At 33.2% G+C, this 18520-nt stretch carries 15 protein-coding genes and 1 tRNA gene; 4 read left to right on the forward strand and 12 right to left on the reverse strand.

From position 1 onward, the window contains the following. From LDL23_RS07430 to porU, 4 genes are all read right to left on the reverse strand, one after another. Positions 1-179 (reverse strand): thiamine pyrophosphate-dependent enzyme (locus LDL23_RS07430; protein ID WP_366935482.1); only part of this gene is annotated, 179 nt, incomplete at its 3' end. A 161-nt stretch (positions 180-340) separates the two neighbouring features. Then, positions 341-820, reverse strand: a complete 480-nt coding sequence (locus LDL23_RS07435) for a cytidine deaminase (protein WP_291265132.1) — start codon at positions 818-820, stop codon at positions 341-343. Between the two features lie 65 nt (positions 821-885). Further along, a complete protein-coding gene (gene porV / locus LDL23_RS07440) occupies positions 886-2064 on the reverse strand; it encodes a type IX secretion system outer membrane channel protein PorV (protein ID WP_291265133.1) in 1179 nt (392 codons plus the stop codon). Positions 2065-2103: 39 nt separating this feature from the next. Then, positions 2104-5976, reverse strand: coding sequence for a type IX secretion system sortase PorU (porU, locus tag LDL23_RS07445; RefSeq protein ID WP_291265134.1), 3873 nt, complete (start codon positions 5974-5976; stop codon positions 2104-2106). A gap of 211 nt (positions 5977-6187) precedes the next feature. On the opposite strand from porU, the gene gldJ reads away from it, so the two are divergent. Together gldJ and murF are read left to right on the forward strand one after the other, a co-directional pair. Continuing rightward, positions 6188-7882 (forward strand): gliding motility lipoprotein GldJ, encoded by a 1695-nt coding sequence (gene gldJ, locus LDL23_RS07450; protein WP_291265135.1) that lies wholly within the window; start codon positions 6188-6190, stop codon positions 7880-7882. A gap of 79 nt (positions 7883-7961) precedes the next feature. Beyond that, the gene (gene murF, locus LDL23_RS07455; protein ID WP_291265136.1) at positions 7962-9248 is read left to right on the forward strand and encodes a UDP-N-acetylmuramoyl-tripeptide--D-alanyl-D-alanine ligase; all 1287 of its coding nucleotides are present in this window, start codon (positions 7962-7964) and stop codon (positions 9246-9248) included. Positions 9249-9280: 32 nt separating this feature from the next. Here murF and LDL23_RS07460 read toward each other — a convergent pair. From LDL23_RS07460 to LDL23_RS07495, 8 genes are all read right to left on the reverse strand, one after another. Further along, positions 9281-9355: transfer RNA gene (locus tag LDL23_RS07460), tRNA-Val, on the reverse strand. A gap of 82 nt (positions 9356-9437) precedes the next feature. Then, positions 9438-10652 carry a folylpolyglutamate synthase/dihydrofolate synthase family protein gene (locus tag LDL23_RS07465; protein WP_291265137.1) on the reverse strand — a complete coding sequence of 405 codons (1215 nt, stop codon included), beginning with the start codon at positions 10650-10652 and terminating at the stop codon, positions 9438-9440. A gap of 22 nt (positions 10653-10674) precedes the next feature. Then, positions 10675-11481: an energy transducer TonB gene (locus LDL23_RS07470; protein WP_291265138.1), complete on the reverse strand. Its 807-nt coding sequence runs from the start codon at positions 11479-11481 to the stop codon at positions 10675-10677. Positions 11482-11488: 7 nt separating this feature from the next. Continuing rightward, a complete protein-coding gene (locus tag LDL23_RS07475) occupies positions 11489-11884 on the reverse strand; it encodes a biopolymer transporter ExbD (RefSeq protein ID WP_291265139.1) in 396 nt (131 codons plus the stop codon). Further along, the gene (locus tag LDL23_RS07480; protein WP_026726421.1) at positions 11884-12588 is read right to left on the reverse strand and encodes a MotA/TolQ/ExbB proton channel family protein; all 705 of its coding nucleotides are present in this window, start codon (positions 12586-12588) and stop codon (positions 11884-11886) included. Before LDL23_RS07480 ends, LDL23_RS07475 begins: the two co-directional genes overlap by 1 nt. A gap of 48 nt (positions 12589-12636) precedes the next feature. After that, positions 12637-14010 carry a sodium:proton antiporter NhaD gene (gene nhaD, locus LDL23_RS07485; RefSeq protein WP_291265140.1) on the reverse strand — a complete coding sequence of 458 codons (1374 nt, stop codon included), beginning with the start codon at positions 14008-14010 and terminating at the stop codon, positions 12637-12639. Between the two features lie 11 nt (positions 14011-14021). Continuing rightward, positions 14022-15248: a Glu/Leu/Phe/Val dehydrogenase dimerization domain-containing protein gene (locus LDL23_RS07490; RefSeq protein WP_291265141.1), complete on the reverse strand. Its 1227-nt coding sequence runs from the start codon at positions 15246-15248 to the stop codon at positions 14022-14024. A 90-nt stretch (positions 15249-15338) separates the two neighbouring features. Beyond that, the gene (locus LDL23_RS07495; RefSeq protein WP_291265142.1) at positions 15339-16400 is read right to left on the reverse strand and encodes an anhydro-N-acetylmuramic acid kinase; all 1062 of its coding nucleotides are present in this window, start codon (positions 16398-16400) and stop codon (positions 15339-15341) included. Between the two features lie 96 nt (positions 16401-16496). On the opposite strand from LDL23_RS07495, the gene LDL23_RS07500 reads away from it, so the two are divergent. After that, positions 16497-17636, forward strand: a complete 1140-nt coding sequence (locus LDL23_RS07500) for an acyl-CoA dehydrogenase (protein WP_291265143.1) — start codon at positions 16497-16499, stop codon at positions 17634-17636. Positions 17637-17709: 73 nt separating this feature from the next. Then, complete coding sequence (locus tag LDL23_RS07505) at positions 17710-18345, forward strand: endonuclease III (RefSeq protein ID WP_291265144.1); 636 nt, start codon at positions 17710-17712, stop codon at positions 18343-18345. Positions 18346-18520: the final 175 nt, after the last annotated feature.

An 18520-nucleotide genomic window follows, 5' to 3' on the forward strand; every position in this document is an offset into this window, starting at 1 on the left:
TTAGACAAGTCCATTGCATGTAAAGCTCCAGCTAAAACAGCTTCTTGACCATTATAAAGGTGCAAAAATCCTCTAACTTTTTGTTGGATATAAACAGCGGCAAGTTTATCTTCAAACTTTCTCCAAAATAGCATGTCTTCATACCATTTTAGGTAAACTTCTCTTGTAATTGGTTTCATTTTGGTTTGTTTTTTTAATACAATTGAATTGCGAAAGACATTATTTGTCAATCCCAATTTTACGAACAGCAAAAATACTACATAGAACCTGATTGAAAAAATTAAATTCTACGATTTTTGTATTTTTTATAACAAAATCGATAAAAAAAGTTACGAAATCGTTATAGATGATTCTTATCGAAAACTAATGGTAGGATATTTTTCAATGAATCTGACTTATAGATATCTCCTTTTGCTCCCATAAAGAAAATTGCAATTGGTGTATCTTGTTTGAATTCGTACTCAGCGATTGCTTGTCTACAGCTTCCGCATGGTGGAATTGGCTCTTCTAAATCTCTGTCCTGTGGAGATGCTGTGATAAACATTTTTACAATTTTAGCATTTGGATAAGTTGCACCCGCATAATAAATTGCTACACGCTCAGCACACAAACCTGAAGGATAAGCTGCATTTTCTTGATTCGAACCTTGAACTACGATTCCATTATCTAAAAGAATGGCTGCTCCTACAGTAAATTTAGAATAAGGCGCATAGGCTTTACTTCTTGCTTCAAATGCTTGAGACATTAAACTTGTTTCTTCTTTAGACAATTCGTCTTTTGTAAGTACCGAAATGGTAGTGTTTATTGAAATTTGCTTCATATGTAAGGAAAAAAAATCCAAATTCTAAAATAAGAATTTGGATTGTTTATTAATTTATTTATTTTTTAAAGTTCATCGTATTTATCACCAAAATTAAAAGTTAGCGAGAAACGCAATGTGTTTTCCAATGGGTTTTTAACTTTTGAAGTAGAAAACAAATACGAAACATCAATTTTGACGATATTGTATTTAAAACCTGCTCCTAAAGTAAAATACTTCCTTGCTCCTTTTAATTCATTTTCATTAAAATAACCCATTCGTATTGCAAATGAATCTTGATAGTAATATTCAGCTCCTAAAGCATAAGTAAATTCTTTCAACTCTTCAGATAGTCCGTCTGGAGCATCATTGAATGATTTAAAAATACCGCTTACCCAACTTGTTTTTCTATATCTATTGTTTGCTTCAGCATAATCAGAGCTATCAATATCGCCATCTTCGTCAAAATCAATAACTTTCTGTGGAGTTGGAACTAATAATTTTGTAACCTCTGCACTAACACTCACTTTGTTATATTCATCAAAAATAAAATCAAAACCTCCACCAAGACGCATGTTAGCAGGTAAAAAATTATCATTTAAATCGTCATTATCATAACTTATTTTTGGCCCCATATTTTGAAAATTGAAACCAGCTCTCCATCTTCCATTAAAATCGTCATACGCAACTTCTTCAGACTGATAATAACCCGCTATATCAACAGCAAAAGTTGAAGCAGCTGTGGCATCTGTATTTTCATCTGCAATTTTCAAACTTGAACGTATGTATCGACCAGCAACTGCCATTGAAAAGCGCTCACTCAATTTCAATGAATAAGAACCATCTAAAGCCAATTCATTAGGATTAACCACCCTTGGAATCTCTCCTGGATCACCAGTTCGTCTCAACTCAATATCTCCTAAACCAAAATAACGTATCGAACCTCCAAACGCACTACGCTCATTGATTTTGTTAAAATACGTTAGCTGTCCTAGTGAAATGTCATTAGCAATACTCGTTAAATATGGCGTATAACTAACAGAAAAACCTTGTTTTTCAATAGAAAAAGCATACTTAGCTGGATTATATTGTTGTGAAAAAGCATCAGTAGATGTTGCCACACCCATATCTGCCATACCTGCAGAACGTGCATCGGCAGCAATTAGCAAGAACGGAACTCCTGTAGTAATTACGCGATTATCTCCTTGTGCTTTTGCATATTGACTAACCACCAAAACGGTTAATAATAAAGCAATTTTTTTCATTTTTTTCATTAATATTAATTTGACAAATATAGTATTTTATTATAGGATAACAAGTTTCTCATATTTTTCTGCAGATTTACCTGTCGTAGCTGATCTAACTGTGAGTTTGTAAACATAAACACCCTTACCAATTTTATCTCCAAAATCATCCCTTCCATCCCAAGTAACTTCTCTACACAAGAATCCGTCTGTAGTTACTTGTTGATTAATCGTTTTAACCAATTTCCCTGAAACTGTTAAAATTTGAACTTGAACATCTAAAGGCTCAAACGGCATATTATGATTGAACCAAAATTCGGTGTAACTCACGAATGGATTTGGGTAATTCAACACTTTTTCAATACGCAAACCGTCATCCGAACAAACTGCGTTAAACTGAATTTCAGCCGTTACCAAATTATTATACACATCCCAAGCTTTGAACAAAATGGTATGCATGCCAGGCGTTAAATTTCGGAACGGAAATCGTAATCTTCCCGAAGTATAATCATCATTTTCCGTTTCATAATACTCATTCAACACATATGGATTTGATTCATCTCCATCTAAAATAGCCACAATATCATGACCAATTCCACTTGCTGTGTTAATCCCATTTTCATCCTTTAAAAAGGCTAACAATATTGGAGAACAATTTGTAATTCCACCCGAAACAAAACTTTCATCATTCATATGCAAACGAACCGTTGGAGGATTGCTATCACTAGGAGCACTTACGTTAACCCCTCCTATTTGGATTGTTTTATCATAACCTGATTGATTATCAAGATTCGGGACATCGCGTTTAGCATAAAAACTAATTTTACCATTTCCAACCGGAACTCTAATATCTTGAGGCACAACAAAACTAAACTCAAACTGACCATTTATTACAGATGCATTACCTCTAAAAACAGTTTCTCCTAAAGTCACAAAATTCATTATTATAAGTCCGTTTGCATCGGTAACACCATTATTACCTAAGGTGCTTCTGTTAATATCTTTATCAAAAATCTGAACCGCTAAATCACCATTATAATTTGAAATCACGGCATTATTTTCATCCCAAACTTCTCCTGAAATTTTAACCAAACTTAATGCTTGCAAAACAGGTAGTGGTTGACTCATTGGAACATCATTTACTTTAGTCAAAACCACTTTCGGTCTTGGAATAGCCAATTTAACAGCTGGATCTCCAATAAAAGAAACAACTCTTCTGTTATCTGATGTTGTGGACAACTTAGTCAATCGAAGTGCCTCAGAAATTGTTGGATAATTCGTAGACCCAAAAGCATATAAATATTCACTCAAATAATTATTCATTACAAACCCAGTAGTAACTCCTATTTGACGTGTTGTAGCAACTAAAGCAATTGCTCCACCACTCTTATTCCAATACATATATTCACCACCAGTAAAACGGTTTGGATCATCAAAACGTGTAAATTCACAAGTTATTGTGATAAAAAGCGGATATCGATAACGATTGGTCAAATTTTGAGCATCTAATTTTTCAAACAAACGTTCTCGTGCTAATGCTTCCTCATTTCCGTGACCAAAATAATTAAACACCAATGCTCCTTGTTCTAAATCATCTAAGAAATCATTTTTAGCTTCTGGATAACGCTCACCTCCAGCTGCTACTTGCTGAACATATGCATCGGTATGTATTTTTTTTACATTTACAAAAGGCTTTTGGGCAGTTAATGTATTAGCTAAATTGTCTAATCCAAATTGAAGTGTAGCATCGGTATCATTATCAGCATCATCAGAATAAATAACATAATTATTTCGCCATCTACCATAGGATTTCTCATCATGATACTCTACAACTTTATCCACCATTTCTTTTGCCTGAGTCAAATTAGAAACCAACATACGACCAACAGCAATATCAATACCATCAAAACCTCCTAACATTTGCCCTTCTCCAGCATCCATTAACCCAAAAAAGTCGTCAGACATAAACGACGAATACAAGGACATATTAGAAATATTATTAATGTCAGATGAAAAAGGATTAAACCCATGAAAAACAGGAACTATATTAGTGTTACTAAAAAGTCTGCTTTTGTAATCATAAGAAGCATCTCCAAATAAATTAACATACTTGACTCTTTTATCAGGAGCAGAAGCATTCCAATATACATACTTAATTAAATTACGGATAGCTGCTATATCTTGTTTACCGGATGAAAATTCTTGATAGATTTTTTCTAATGTTACAACACGAACACTTAATCCAGAATTATTTCTGTGAAAATCAGCCAAACGTTCTGCCTGAGTAATCAAAATCTGAGGTGTTATGATTAAATAATCAATATCTTGAAAATTACCTTGATTATTATTAAAAATTGTTCCTTTTAAGTTTTGGTTTTGAACCACACTATTCCCTTCTTTTAAAGGGGTATAAGTATCTGACAAATCTAGCGCTACATACTTTTTCTGATTACCAAGATTTACTTTGAAAGCAAAAGTAGCTCCAGAAGTATTTTCGTATTTGATCACATTTGATAAATCAGTCACATCCCAAACCTGTGGAACATTAGTAGCAGATGTAATTGTATATTGCCCAATTCCAACATTACTCAATTCGTCATTATTGAAAAAGGAGAACTGCTTACCATAACCAACCAAATTTCGCTTTGAAGAAATTTTGATAAAATCTAAATAGCCATTCGAACTAGGAACTCCACCATTATTATAAGTTAATTTAAGACTAATAGTATTTGAAGACAAAGAAATAGTATTATTAATTGCCGACTCATAACCTTCAACACCACTAAAAGCAACTAATGCAGGAAAGTTTATGGACCCAAAATCTTGATTATTAACCTTACACGCAAATGAAGAATTTCCAAAAGATTTTGATGCCGTATTTACATAAATAGAAACAGGAGTAACGTTATCAAGATTAGGAATTGTAAAATCAAAAGTTTGTTCATTTGTAATATTGAATTGTTCCCCAAACCATCTTCTCCCAACTTTACCAACGTTTACTAGGTCTTTCTCATAATAAAAAACATCATCAAATTTAGAAAAATTAAAAGTGGGTGTTCCTGATGGCTCTGTGGCTAATTGAATTCTTTTTCCTGCGCCACCTGAAGAAGCAACATAATAATACGATTTATCTGCAAATAAATTCACGCTAGTTAAACTTTCTGTATTCCATGTATCTATTCCTTCAGCATAAAATAAAATATAGTCATTGTTATCAAAAACACCGTCATCTTCACCGGAAAACTGTATAGCATTTTCTACTAAATCATCCGAATAAGACGAGGAATTATTCAAAGGCAACATTCTTCCACCATTTCCGTAAATCTTGATATTTCTTGGATCTACATTTACATTGAAACCTAAACTTTGAAGAAACGATTTCGAAATTTTATAAATACCAGATTTCTCAACATAAAAACGATACCAGCTACCTGTAGCCAAAACGGAATTAGAAATTGATTGGACAATATTTGAACTTTGATTTCTGTTTGACAAATTGTTTTGATAAGAATAAGAAAAAGACAGGATTTTTTTATAAACGCTACCTTCTTTTATGATAGGACTTACAATCAACAATCCTTTATAATCATCGCGAGCACGAACCACTTCTAAAGAAGCTTGAATTTTATTTGGAATTAAAGATTTATTTAAATCGTAAAGTTCAGATTCTGGTACATTTTGATATAACACATTTGAAATAACAAGACTAGAAGAATTTGTGGCAGCTGAAACAGAAACAATCTTTCTAAACTGAATTTTCTTCAAAGGAATATCCAAATTATAAAACTCTAAATCAAACTGCGGAACTTTAATTGTAGTTTCACCTATATTATAATCTGAATTCGATTTCCAATTAATCGAAACTTTTTCCGTTTGCTGAGCAGTAGCAAACGCAAAATAAAATAAAAACAAAAATAACAGACTCTTTTTCATTAGCTATAAAACGTGATTAACACATATATATTACAAAGAGAAAAAAATTATTTATTTTATTCTAATTTTTTACAATAAAACTTAGTATAAAACGTTGTAAGAGAAAGGATTTTAACATAACATTAATTTTTTTTTACAAATTTTTAAAAACATGTTGCATTTTAATTCATAATTATTATCTTGCGACACTAAATTTATTACCTACTAAAGTATGAAAATTAAGAAAATTATGGCTTTAAAAGTGTTAGTAGTATTAGCACTGGCATTAGGTTTTACGGGTTGTAGCAAAAAAGGAAGCACTAAAGGTGGTTCTACTGCTACGGGATGGAAAATCAATGACAAAAAAGGTGGATTTCAGTTTAACGACAAGTTTAAGCAACAAGAAACCCCTCCAGGAATGATTTCGGTAGAAGGTGGTACTTTTACAATGGGTAAAGTACAAGACGATGTTATGCATGATTGGAATAACTCTCCAAATCAACAACACGTACAATCATTCTTCATGGATGAAACAGAAGTTACAAACAAAATGTATTCTGAATACTTATTTTGGGTAAAAACTGTATTTCCTCCAACAGAAGAAAATTACAAACACATCTATAACGGAGCAATTCCAGATACTTTAGTATGGAGAAATCGTTTAGGATACAACGAAACGATGACTAACAATTACTTAAGACACCCTGCATACGCTGACTACCCTGTAGTTGGAGTTAACTGGATTCAAGCTGTTGAATTTAGTAAATGGAGAACTGATCGTGTAAATGAAAATATTTTAGAGCGCGAAGGTTATCTTAAAAAAGACAACAAAATTGCATTAGGAACAGATGTAACTGCTGAAAACTCATTTAGTACTGAAACGTATATCAATACTCCATCTAAAACATTTGGTGGTAATGAAGAAGTAGTACTGAAAAAAGAAATGGGTGGAGGAAGAAGAGCAGCTGCAGAAGATGCTAAAAACGTATATGCTCAAAGAAGTTCAGGTTTAATTTTACCTGAATACAGATTACCAACAGAAGCTGAGTGGGAATATGCTGCTACTGCTTTAGTTGGAAATAGAGAGTACAATATCTACAAAGGACAAAAGAAATACCCTTGGAGTGGTCAATATACTCGTTCGTCTAAAAGACAATATAGAGGTGACCAATTAGCCAACTTCAAACAAGGAAAAGGAGACTACGGAGGAATTGCTGGATGGTCTGATGATGGCGCTGATATTACCAATAAAGTAAAAAGTTATGCGCCAAATGATTTCGGATTATACGATATGGCAGGTAACGTAGCTGAATGGGTACAAGACGTTTACAGACCAATGGTTGATGACGAAGCAAATGACTTCAACTATTTCAGAGGTAACGTTTATACAAAAAACAAAATTGGTGAAGATGGAGTTGTTGAATTAGTGACTTCTGACAATATTACTTACGATACTTTAAGTAATGGTAGAATTATGGCTAGAAATTTCCCTGGTCAAATTGCTCAAGTACCAGTTGATGAAAACGAGACTTATTTAAGAACTCAATTCTCAACTTCTGATAACAGAAATTATAGAGATGGTGATAGACAATCAACTCGTTATTATAAATTTACTGACTCTGAAGAAGGTGCAGGAGAAGAAAAACACAGAATGTACGAAGCTCCTAAACACTCTATCACTGCTGATAGTTTAGGTAAAATGGACAAGAAATTTGATAAATCTGACAAGAGAACTACTTTAGTAGATGACAATGTTAGAGTTTACAAAGGAGGTTCATGGAGAGATAGAGCTTATTGGTTAGACCCTGCTTCTAGAAGATTCTTCCCTCAAGATATGGCTACAGACTACATCGGATTTAGATGTGCGATGTCTAAAGTAGGTCCAAAGTCAAACAAAAAGACTCCTAGAGGAAATCCAAAAAAATAATTTTCATACAAAATACTTTAAAAGCCCTTTCAAACGAAAGGGCTTTTTTTTATCTTCGTTTCAATTTAATAAACCTTATATGACCACAATTGCAAATTTACATTCTTTATTTTTAGAGTGTTCGAGTGTTTCTACAGATACGCGTAAAATTGAAAAAGACTCTTTATTCGTTGCATTAAAAGGCGATAATTTTGACGCCAACACTTTTGCTAAAGAAGCATTAGAAAAAGGAGCAAAATATGTGGTAATAGACAATCCAACTTATCTAATTGACAATCGTACTTTACTAGTAAAAGATTCACTAATTGCCTTACAAGAATTGGCTAAATATCACAGAACTTTTTTAGGATTATCAATCATAGCTTTAACAGGCAGCAATGGCAAAACCACTACAAAAGAATTAATACACGCAGTTCTTTCTAAAAAATATAATACTCTTGCTACAATTGGTAATTTAAATAACCATATAGGTGTTCCTCTTACCCTATTACGATTTACCAAAGAAACAGAAATCGGTATAGTTGAAATGGGAGCTAATCATCAAAAAGAAATAGAATTTCTTTGTCAAATTGCACAACCTGATTATGGTTATATAACAAATTTTGGAAAGGCACATCTAGAAGGATTTGGCGGAGTTGAAGGAGTAATTAAGGGTAAAAGTGAAATGTATGATTATCTTAGAGGCAATAACAAGATGGTTTTTGTTAATGTAGATGATTCGATACAAAAAGAAAAATCCACAAATATTAAACGGTTTAGCTTCTCTTTAAATGATTCTACTGCAGATGTAAAAATTTCAACTATTGAAGCAAATCCGATGGTGAAAATAATATTCAACAATCAAACTGTACAATCTCATCTCATTGGAATTTATAATGCTAACAATATTAATGCCGCTATTACCATAGGAAATTATTTCAAAGTTTCTGATGAATTAATTAAAGAAGCAATTGAAAACTACATTCCAGAAAACAACCGCTCTCAATTAATACTAAAAAATGGAAATGAAATAATTTTAGATGCTTACAATGCTAATCCAAGTAGTATGGCTGCTGCAATTGCTAACTTTATACAGTTAGAAAAAAAGAACAAAATTGCCATTCTTGGCGACATGTTTGAATTAGGTGAAGAGAGTCTTTTGGAGCACAAAAAAATTATTGCATTATTAGAAAACGAAACATCGATAACTACTTACTTTATTGGAAAAGATTTCTTCAAAAATCAAATTCACAATACACATATGAGTTTCTTCGAAGATTTTGAATCTTTTTCAGTTTTTTTAAAGACGAATCTTCCAAAAAACAATTTACTTCTAATAAAAGGATCGAGAGGAATGGCATTAGAAAAAACTTTGGTTTTGATATAAAAAAAAAGCACTTCATTTGAAGTGCTTTTTTGTGGGCGATGAGGGGTTCGAACCCCCGACCCCCTCGGTGTAAACGAGGTGCTCTGAACCAGCTGAGCTAATCGCCCCAATAAATTGCTTTACTATTACCGTATTGCGAGTGCAAATATACAAGGATTATTTGTATCTGCAAGTGTTTTTGAAAAAAAATTACACAATTTCTGCCACTACAAAAGTACTTCCGCCTATGTAAATAAAATCAGAATCTTTCGCCGAATTAACCGCTTCACCATAAGCTTCTGATACCGAATTAAATACTTTTCCAAATAAACTAAAATGACTTGCTTTTTGTTTTAAAATTTCAGCATCTAATCCGCGAGGGACATTGGGTTTACAGAAATAATATTTCGCACTTTTTGGAAATAATGGTAAAATCGAATCTAAATCCTTGTCATTTACCACACCTAAAACAATATGAAGGGTTTCAAATTGATGCTTTTGAATTTGATTCAACACTATTTTTAATCCGTGACTGTTATGAGCTGTATCGCAAACAGTAAAAGGTTTTTGTTTTAAAATTTGCCATCTACCAAGTAATCCTGTATTTTGAATTACATTTTTCAATCCTAACTTAATATGATTTTCCTCTATTTTAAATTGTGATTGTAATAATTTGATGGCTTGAAGAACTGTTTTTTTATTATGAACCTGATAATCTCCTAACAAAGCGCATTCGTAAGTAACTTCTAAATTATCTTGAGCAAAATATATCGGTACATTTTCTAATTTTGCTTTAGCAATGAAAATGGGTTTTATCTCTTCCGAATATTCTCCAATTACTACAGGAACATTTGATTTTATAATTCCAGCTTTTTCAGCAGCAATTTTCGGCAATGTATCTCCTAAAAACTGCGTATGATCAAAACCAATATTTGTAATTACAGAAACTAATGGAGTAATTACATTGGTAGAATCTAACCTACCTCCCATTCCAACTTCAATCACAGCCACATCCACTTGTTCTTTGGCAAAACAATCAAAGGCTAAACCAACGGTCATTTCAAAAAAGCTTAATTGATTGTCTTCGAAAAAAGTTTTACTTTGCGCAACAAAATCAACCACAAAATCTTCGGAAATCATTTCGCCATTAATGCGAATACGTTCACGAAAATCTTTTAAATGAGGCGAAGTGTACAAACCCACTTTATATCCAGCTTCTTGAAGAATCGAAGCAATCATAGACGAAGTAGAACCTTTTCCATTGGTTCCAGCTACGTGAATTGATTTGAATTTGGATTCGGGATGTTGCAAATGTTCTACCAACAATAAAGTATTGGTCAAATCTTTTTTATAGGCCGAAGCGCCTTGCATTTGAAACATTGGTAACTGGCTAAATAACCATGCTGTGGTTTCTTGATACGTCATTTTGAATGGGATAATAAAGAAATTATTCTCCTACTTGGAAATTCACTACCACAAAACCAATTTGAGTTTCGGGCGCATTAGCATCGGGTTGCCATTTGAAAGTTTTGGCCGTTTCTAATGCTGGATTAACTAAACAAGGATTGGTATTAGTTGTTCCTTGAGAACGTTCTGCTTTAATAACATTTCCTTGGCGGTTTACCCAAATTTTAACCACCACTTTTCCAGATTCATTACAATCTTGAATTTTTTTACTATTACCAGCTAATTTTCTTCCTGCTAATCCCCAACCTGTTCCTTTCCCGGTACCAATTCCATCTCCAGTTCCATTTCCATAGAAACTATTTGCATATAAACTTCCATTTGGATTACCTTTATCACCACCAGAATCATCATCTCCATGTCCTGATTGTGTTGTACCGTCTTGTTTTGGACCTTTAATAATGCTATTCAAAGCACTGTTACTAGGTTTTACAGGTTTGGTTTCTGTTGGCTTTACAACAGGCTTATTTTCTGAAGGTTTTACAACTGGTTTTTTTACTTCTTTTTTAGGTAACGTAATTGGAGCTTCTTCATCTTGCGTTAACACATCATCTTCTTCTGCCGGAACAGGTTCCGACTTCGCTTGATCGGGCGACATTTGCACGGGTTCTGTGGGTTGTATTTCACCACTACCCGTATCGCTAGTTCCAAAGTTAACAGCTATTCCATTTTCTGGTGGAGGATCCATATAGGTCAATCCGAAAATAGTAAACAACAGAAAAAGTATCACAAAAATAACCGAAGTTATTGTGAATGATTTTTTTTCCTCTGGTGTTTCTAAAAATTTCATGATTTAACTATTTAGGATTAACCGCAATAACCATTTTTATTTGATTACGATAGGCAATTTCCATAACCTTAACCACTTTTTCATGTGGAACCGATTTTTCAGCACGCAACACGATAGCCTTATTTTCAGAATTAGCAAACAAAGCCAATAATTGTTTTTCTAAATCGGCTTCGTTCACTTCGTCTTTATCTATAAAAAAGTTCAAATCCTTATCAATACTAACTGATGTACTTTTATTACTATCTGTTTTTCCTTTAGCTTTCGGCAAAACGATATCCAATGCATTAGTAGTTACCATAGTAGAAGTTAGCATGAAAAAGATAAGCAACAAGAACACGATGTCGGTCATTGACGACATATTGAATTCTGTTGAAACTTTATTTCTTGTTTTACCTAACTTCATTATACTGGCTCGTTTAATAAATCTAAGAAATCAACTGCATTGGCTTCCATTTGGTTTACTACTTTATTCGTTTTTACAACTAAATGGTTATAACCAACATAAGCAATAATACCAACAACTAATCCAACAACTGTAGTGGTCATAGCCGTGTAAATACCTTCCGCTAAAACACCTACTTCAATTTGTCCACCACCACTTGCCATTTCATGGAAAGCAAGAATCATACCAACAACAGTACCAAGGAAACCAACCATTGGTCCAGCTCCTGAAATGGTAGCCAACATACTTGTATTTTTCTCTAATTTATATAACTCTAAGTTACCTGCATTTTCAATTGCTGTATTGATGTCTTCTAAAGGTTTTCCAATACGAGATATTCCTTTTTCAATTAATCGTGCCACAGGCGAATTGGTTTGCGCGCATAACATTTTTGCAGCATCTAGCTTACCTGACATAATATTCATTTTGATATTATTCATAAAACTAGCATCAATTTTTGACGCTTTATTAATTGCCATCAAACGTTCGAAATACAAAAACAACGCAAAGAAAAGTTGAAGGAACAAAACAATCATAATAATTTGACCACCAATACCTCCACTGGTAAGCAAACTCCAGATTGATAATGTTTTTTCTGTTACTTGTTCGTCTGCTACTACTTGACTAGCAACCGCTAAACTATCGGCTTGAAGAAATAAACTCATACTGTATACTTAATTTGTAATTAAAACGTAGATTAAAATTAATTATTGTTATCTAATAAAATGTTCAATAAATAAAAAAGTTAATGCTCCTGCCATAAAGCCAGCAAAAGCTAACCAAGTTATTTTTTTTAAATACCAAATGAAATCGATTTTTTCCATACCCATAGCGGCAACACCTGCTGCAGAACCAATAATTAACATACTTCCTCCAGTTCCTGCAGAATATGCAATGAAATGCCAGATAGAATGATCCATTTCATAAGTATACATTCCCATAGAAGCCGCAACTAAAGGCACATTATCGATAACAGCAGATAAAACCCCTAAAAGTATAACTACTATATCCATGCTTGGAATTGCATTTGAAATACTCTCAGCGGCATAGCGTAAAGTCCCTACTTCTTGTCCGTTGATTGATCCAAAAACCAAACTCTCAAGAGCAGCTACAGCCATTAAAATTCCTAAGAAAAATAAAATACTTGAAATTTCAATACGTGACAAGGCTTTATTAGCAGAATATAAATGCTTTCTCGATTTATCAAAATTATCTTCTGGATGAATGTATTCAGAAACCATCCAAACAACTGCTAAACTAAGCATCATTCCCACATAAGGAGGCAAATGAGTTAACGTTTTAAAAATAGGCACAAAAACAATTGCTCCTAATCCTAACCAAAGCATGGTTTTACTACTTAGCAAACGTTCGCGGTCTTCATGGTTTTTTTCATCAACTACAATTTCTCCTTTAAAAATTTTCATTCTTGAAGCTAATACATAAGGAACTACAAAACAAACAATTGAAGGAATAATAATATATTCTGATAAACCACCTGCGGAAACTTTTTTAGCAATCCACAACATAGTTGTTGTAACATCTCCAATTGGAGACCAAGCTCCTCCTGCGTTTGCTGCAATAACAATTAAAGAAGCATACCAAATACGTTCTTCTCTATTTTGGACTAATTTTCTCAATAAAGATATCAATACAATTGTAGCTGTAAGGTTATCAATAACAGCAGATAATATGAACCCTACAATTCCGGTAATCCATAAAAGTCTGATTTTACTTTTGGTTTTAACCATATCTTTCAATACGTCAAAACCTCTATGTAAATCGATTAACTCAACAATGGTCATAGCTCCGATTAAGAAAATCAAAATTTCAGCTACCTTACCAATATGATGTAAAAGTAAACCTTCAAAACCATGCTCTTGTTGATGAACATCTCCAGAATTAATATTAAAAATAGCCCCGTGTCCATCAACTACAGAAAACCACCCTTTGTGAAATCCTACAGCTAATAAAGCCCACATTAAGGAAGCCATTAATAATGCCGGAACTGTTTTATCCAATTTTAAAGGATGTTCCAGGGTTATTGACAAATATCCAATTACAAACAGGAGTATTAATACTGCTTCCATGATTTAAAAATTTAAACTAGTTGTTTCAAAGCAATTTCAAAAGCGGTTGCGCTAATATTTTTTTTGTCTGAGTTTAAAGCATGTGCTTTTTCAATTGCATTTTTAATTCTATTTGAGGTGTCAGAGAAAATAGCTTCATCTGTCATTTGTACTTTTTTCTCCATGAAATAAGCAAAAACTCTAGCCATACCACAATTTGCGATAAAGTCAGGAATTAAACTTACTTTTTTATCTGTTTCTTCCATAATTGGTCCAAAGAAAATTTCTTTATCAGCAAACGGAACATTCGCACCACTTGAAATTACTTCCAATCCAGATGCAATCATACTATCTACTTGCTCTTTAGTAACCAATCTTGAAGCTGCACATGGAGCAAATACTTGAGCTCCCATTGACCAAATCTTCTCATTGATTTCCGCAAACGGAATCATGTTATCTGCTACTAATTTATTTCCGTCTTTATTTAAAAATAACGTTTTAATTTCTTCGAATGAGAATCCGTTTTCGTTGATAACACCACCATCTCTATCAATGATTCCAACGACTTTTGCTCCCATTTGAGCTAAATAAAAAGCGGCTGCCGAACCTACGTTCCCAAAACCTTGAACGATAGCCTTTTTACCAACAACTGTTCCTCCATAAATATCATAATAATGACGTGCAGCTTCTGCCACTCCGTAACCAGTAATCATATCAGCTACTGTATATTTTCTATTTACATCTGGAGAGAAATTTGGGTTTTCAATTACTTTGATAACACCTTGACGCAATTGTCCGATTCTATTGATTTTATCAGCTTCTGTAGGTTTAAAGTGACCATTGAAAACACCTTCTTGTGGATGCCAAACACCACAATCTTCAGTCATTGGAATTACTTCGTGAATTTCATCTACATTCAAATCACCACCAGTTCCGTAGTAATTTTTTAATAATGGGGAAACCGCTTTATACCATCTTTCTAAAACTCCTTTTTTTCTTGGATCGTTTGGATCAAAATTAATTCCCGATTTAGCACCCCCAATTGCTGGTCCTGAAACTGAAAACTTAACTTCCATAGTTTTTGCTAACGAAAGTACTTCGTTCATATCCAACCCTTTACGCATACGAGTTCCGCCACCTGCAGCACCACCTCTTAACGAGTTGATTACTGTCCATCCTTCAGCTTCTGTTTCAGGGTCTTTCCAATTAAATACTATTTCTGGTTCTTTGTTTTCAAATTTCTTTAATAAATCTTTCATTGTGTCGGTTAAATTTTATTCGTTTTACAAATATACATAATCTGTTTAAGGACTAAAGCCTAAACTCTAATTTTTAGTTTTTTATAACATTCAACTAAATACAACACCTGTTGAATGATTTTTACTAGCTCCTGTTACTGAGGACAATACATTAATTTCATCTCGTAATCGTAAAACTCCTAAAAATCCAAAAATCAATGCTTCTTTAAATTGAATCGTCTTATCATCAGGAATTATCACCTTAGTTGTAGGTAAATAATTACGCAATCTCTCAATTAAAAATCGATTATAAGCGCCTCCTCCTGTTGTAAATAATTTTGCATTTGGTTTTGAACAAATATTTGCAATTTGAATAGCAATATGTTCTACAAAAGTGCGAAGTTTGTCTTTTACATCAATTGAAAACGAGTTTATCAAAGGAAAAATATTCGCGTTTACAAATTCCATTCCCAAAGATTTTGGATAAGGCAAAGCATAGAATTCTAAATCATTTAGTTGTTTCAATAAATCTTGATTGACATTTCCAGATTTTGCTAAATTTCCAGCATCATCATACGGAAAGCCTAATTCGTTCGCATAGAAATTTAAAACAGTGTTTACGGGAGAAATATCAAATGCAATTCTGTTACCATTTTCATTAAATGACACATTCGAAAATCCGCCTAAATTCAAGCAATAATCATATTGAGAAAAAAGCAATTCATCTCCAATTGGAACCAATGGAGCACCTTGACCTCCTAATTCCACATCTTGCACTCTAAAATCGCAAACAATCGTTTGATTTACCAAATCGCGAATCATTGAAAGGTTTCCAATTTGAAGTGTAAATCCGTTCTGAGGTTGGTGCAAAATTGTATGACCATGACTACAAACGGCATCGATTTCAGTGAGTTGATATTTAGATATAAATTCAGAAATTATCGAAGCTAAAAGTTTTGTATAACTAACATTCAATTCTTCTAATTCTGATGTACTAAAATGAATCGCATTTTTTAATTTAGTAAGCCATTCTTCCGAGTACGAAACAGTTTCGGATTGAAATATTTCAAACGTCCAACGACCTGAATTATTGAATTTTATATAAGCCAAATCGACTCCATCTAACGATGTGCCCGACATAACTCCGATAACGTTGTAGTTTTCTTTAAACATGGGTTAAAATTACAAATTGTTATTGAAAATTTGGTAATTAATCTTTACATTTGGTTCCTGAAATTACAAAATAAACAAACATTACATCTAAATAATATGGATTTTAAATTAACCGAAGAGCATTTAATGATTCAGCAAGCTGCTAGAGATTTTGCTCAAACAGAATTATTACCTGGAGTTATTGAAAGAGACGAACATTCAAAATTCCCAACAGAACAAGTGAAAATGATGGGAGAACTTGGGTTCTTAGGAATGATGGTTGATCCAAAATACGGAGGAGCTGGTTTAGACAGTTTGTCTTACGTTTTAGCTATGGAAGAAATTGCAAAAGTGGATGCTTCTGCAGCGGTAATCATGTCGGTAAACAACTCACTAGTTTGTGCTGGTTTAGAAAAATACGGTTCAGAAGAGCAAAAAATAAAATATTTAACTCCGTTAGCAAAAGGTGAAGTAATTGGAGCTTTCTGTTTATCAGAACCAGAAGCAGGTTCAGACGCAACTTCGCAAAGAACTACTGCTATCGATATGGGCGACCATTATTTAGTAAATGGAACTAAAAACTGGATTACGAATGGTGGAACAGCTTCTACTTATTTAGTTATTGCTCAAACCGATGCTTCAAAAGGACACAAAGGAATCAACGTTCTGATTGTAGAAAAAGGAATGCCAGGTTTCGAAGTAGGTCCGAAAGAGAAAAAAATGGGAATCCGTGGTTCAGACACACATACTTTATTATTTAACGATGTAAAAGTTCCAAAAGAAAATAGAATCGGTGCTGACGGATTTGGATTCGCTTTCGCGATGTCAACTTTAAATGGAGGAAGAATTGGAATTGCATCTCAAGCGTTAGGTATTGCACAAGGAGCTTACGAATTAGCTTTAAAATATTCTCAAGAGCGTGTAGCTTTTGGAAAACCAATTTTCAATCACCAAGCTATTGCTTTCAAATTAGCAGATATGCATGTAAAAATTACATGTGCTAGATTATTAATTCACAAAGCGGCTTCAGAAAAAGATAATGGTGAAGATATTGCACATTCTGGTGCTATGGCAAAATTATACGCTTCAGAAATCGCTTTAGAAGTAGCTAATGATGCTGTACAAATTCACGGTGGAAATGGTTACGTAAGTGAATACCACGTAGAAAGAATGATGCGTGATTCTAAAATCACTCAAATTTACGAAGGAACTTCAGAAATTCAACGAATTGTTATATCAAGAGGATTGGTAAAATAATCAAAATAAATAATTTACTAAAGGAGTTCAGCAATTAAGTTGAACTCCTTTTTTTATTACCTTTAAAATAAAAATGCTATTTGAAAATTGGAAAGAGAATCTAGAACCATTAATTGATAAATACAAAGGAAGAAAGTATCCTCTAAACTATAACAATACCTATCAATTACTGATAATGGTGATTTTATCTGCTCAAGATTCGGATGCGAATATTAACAATATTACTATTCCGTTTTTTGAAAAATTTCCAAATTTGGAAAGTATATCAAATTCAAACATTGAAGAGATAACTCCTTACTTTACAAAAGTTAAAAATTATCCAACTAAAACAACTTGGATATTTGAATTAGCTAAACTTCTAAAAACGGATAGTAATATTCCAACAAATTCAACCGAATTAATTACTTTGAAAGGTATTGGAAGAAAATCTGCGAATGTAATATTGAGAGAAACCAATCAAAAAGCAGAAGGCATAATAGTTGATTTACATGTTATTAGAGTTGTGCCGAGAATTGGTTTAACACCAAAATATGAAGACGGAAATAAAATCGAAAAACTATTAATGCAACAACTCCCTTATGAAATTTGGAATGAAATTGGAATGGCTTTCTCCTTTTTAGGCAGAGAAATTTGCCGACCAACCAATCCAAAATGTGATGATTGCCCGATAAATATACATTGTAACTATTTTAAAAACTTAAACCAATAAAAAAACCACCTTATTAAGGTGGTTTTTTATATTTAAAGTCCCGTTGGGACGTTATATTGGTAACAAAAAAGCCTGTCTAGTTATAGACAGGCTTTTCAAAAGAAAGGCGGCGACATACTCTCCCACATAACTGCAGTACCATCTGCGCAGTCGGGCTTAACTTCTCTGTTCGGAA

The sequence above is a fragment of the Flavobacterium sp. genome, from assembly GCF_020217025.1.
In the GTDB taxonomy this organism is placed as follows: Bacteria; Bacteroidota; Bacteroidia; order Flavobacteriales; family Flavobacteriaceae; genus Flavobacterium.